The organism is Rhodoferax sp., from assembly GCF_037143375.1.
Lineage (GTDB): Bacteria > Pseudomonadota > Gammaproteobacteria > Burkholderiales > Burkholderiaceae_C > Rhodoferax.
In genome coordinates this window covers 1-2,080 of the sequence record NZ_JBAWYV010000293.1, presented here as the reverse complement: position 1 = coordinate 2,080, position 2,080 = coordinate 1, and the positions used below count along the sequence as shown (strand labels likewise).

Below are 2,080 nucleotides of genomic sequence, written 5' to 3'. Positions count from 1 at the left end.
CGCGCCCCTGCCTACCGGCCAACGCAACACGGCGGCCATCGGCCCCAACGGCACCTTGCGCCTGAACAAACGCATGGCCGAACTGGGCCTGGCTTCACGCCGCGAGGCTGATGAATGGATTGGAAAGGGATGGGTCAAGGTCAATGGCAAGGTGGCCGAGATGGGCATGCAAGTGACGCCTGATGTGCGCATCGAGATCGACAAGGTCGCGCAAGGCCAGCAGGCGAATCAGGTCACGGTGCTGATCAACAAGCCGATTGGCCTGGTCAGTGGTCAGGCCGAAGACGGCCACGAGCCTGCCATCACGCTGGTGCAGCCGCAAAACCGCTGGACTGAGGACAACGCGCGCTTCTTTTTTCACCCCAGCCAGCTCAAAAGCCTGGTGCCCGCCGGGCGGCTCGACATCGACTCCACCGGCCTGCTGGTGCTGACGCAAGACGGCCGCGTGGCGCGCCAACTGATTGGCGAAGACGCCCACATGGAAAAAGAATACCTGGTGCGCGTGATGTACACCGGCGTGATCAATGCGCTGGCGGCCAATTCTGCGGCGGCCACCCACGCCGCCCGGCCGGTGCCTCGTGCGAGCGCAGCCCAAGCTACACAACCCGGCCAGGTCACGCAACTCAGCCGCATTGACGATGACGACCCGGTCAGCACCGATGTGCAATCGGTGTTCCCGCGTGAGCAACTCGCCCGACTACGCCACGGCCTGAGCCTGGATGGTCAGGCGTTGAAGCCGGCCAAGGTCGAATGGCAAAACCCCGAGCAGTTGCGGTTTGTGCTGACCGAAGGCAAGAAACGCCAGATTCGCCGCATGTGCGAGTTGGTCGGCCTGAAAGTGGTGGGACTGAAACGCGTACGCGTTGGCAACGTCATGCTGGGCAACCTGCCGGTGGGCCAGTGGCGCTACCTGGCGCCGCACGAGCGCTTTTAAGCCGGGCGACGCCAGCCCGAATCAGCCGGTGATTCGGGCGAACTCTGCCGCGAAATCGGGGCTACTGGGCGCCACATGAAGTTGCGACTCGCAGTAGCTCATGAACTGCCGGGCCGTTCGCAGCAGGCTTGCCTTCAACTCATGCAATACATTGAAATGTTCGGCAACGGCGTCGTAATCGGTTTCGTAGTCATGTGCTGCCAGATTGCGGGCAGCGCGGGCCACCTGCCATTCTTCGATATTTCCGATCACGCCAAACTTCTCAAACAGCGCCAACACTTTGATAAAACTCTCGGCTTGCTCCCCTGACAACAGCAAGCTATGGCGCATCGCCGACCCCAGCGTATCTTGCAACTTGGCAAAACGCTCGTTGATAGCGGCCAGAGCCTCGAACAGGTCATTGTCTTTTTTGTGCTGTGTCAAAAAGCATCCTGTCAGCGGCCAGCCCAAACCGCTGTCCGATGCATCCAGAAAATACACGCAGCGTTGAATCGCCTCCAGCAGGTTGGCCAAGTGCTGCTTCTGCTGGAATAACAATGTTTCTGTATTCATAAAACCTCATGAAGGGGCTGATGCCGCCCAAAGCGGCTGGGCCTGTGCCCGGGCAATAGCTACAAACGCGCCGCCAGCCATGCCGCGCCGGGCCAGCAGAACATCCACAGGGAGTTGCAAGCGCTGCTCCAGCCGAGTCTTCAAGCGAGCCCGACACAGCAGCCCGTGCGCAGGGGCCACCTCGACCAGCAAATCAATATCGCCCCCCTGACGCTGATCATCCAACCGGGAGCCGTAAAGCCAGACGCTGGCATCCGCCCCCATCACTTCGTGACTTGTGGCGAGAATAATCTCGATCTGTTGAGGGGATAAACGCATAGCCGGGCATATTACTCTCGACCAGCACATGCTCAAACTTTGCCGAAGGCCTAGGCGTCCGCCCCTACCGCAGGGCGTGGAAGCGCCTTCACAATATATTCATGACGAAACCGACCTCCAAAAACCCCTTCAAGCACCTTCGCGCCTCCGATCTTCGCGCGATTGCCCAACTGGCGACCCAAGCCACAGCGGGCGTGACCCGCATCGCCGAAGGGGTGCATCAATCGGTTTGGCGCACTTTGGGTGCACCCAGCGGCAAAACACCCGACCAGACCC

3 protein-coding genes are annotated in these 2,080 nt (G+C 60.6%); 1 reads left to right on the top strand and 2 read right to left on the bottom strand.

All coding sequences use genetic code 11. The features are described from left to right. Positions 1 to 73 precede the first annotated feature (73 nt). Positions 74 to 934, top strand: a complete 861-nt coding sequence (locus WCG50_RS19150) for a pseudouridine synthase (protein WP_336901188.1) — start codon at positions 74 to 76, stop codon at positions 932 to 934. A 21-nt stretch (positions 935 to 955) separates the two neighbouring features. Here WCG50_RS19150 and WCG50_RS19145 read toward each other — a convergent pair whose 3' ends face one another. Both WCG50_RS19145 and WCG50_RS19140 read right to left on the bottom strand, forming a co-directional pair. Continuing rightward, positions 956 to 1,486, bottom strand: coding sequence for a hypothetical protein (locus tag WCG50_RS19145; RefSeq protein ID WP_336901187.1), 531 nt, complete (start codon positions 1,484 to 1,486; stop codon positions 956 to 958). 6 nt (positions 1,487 to 1,492) lie between these two features. Beyond that, positions 1,493 to 1,804: a nucleotidyltransferase domain-containing protein gene (locus tag WCG50_RS19140; protein WP_336901186.1), complete on the bottom strand. Its 312-nt coding sequence runs from the start codon at positions 1,802 to 1,804 to the stop codon at positions 1,493 to 1,495. Positions 1,805 to 2,080 lie beyond the last annotated feature (276 nt).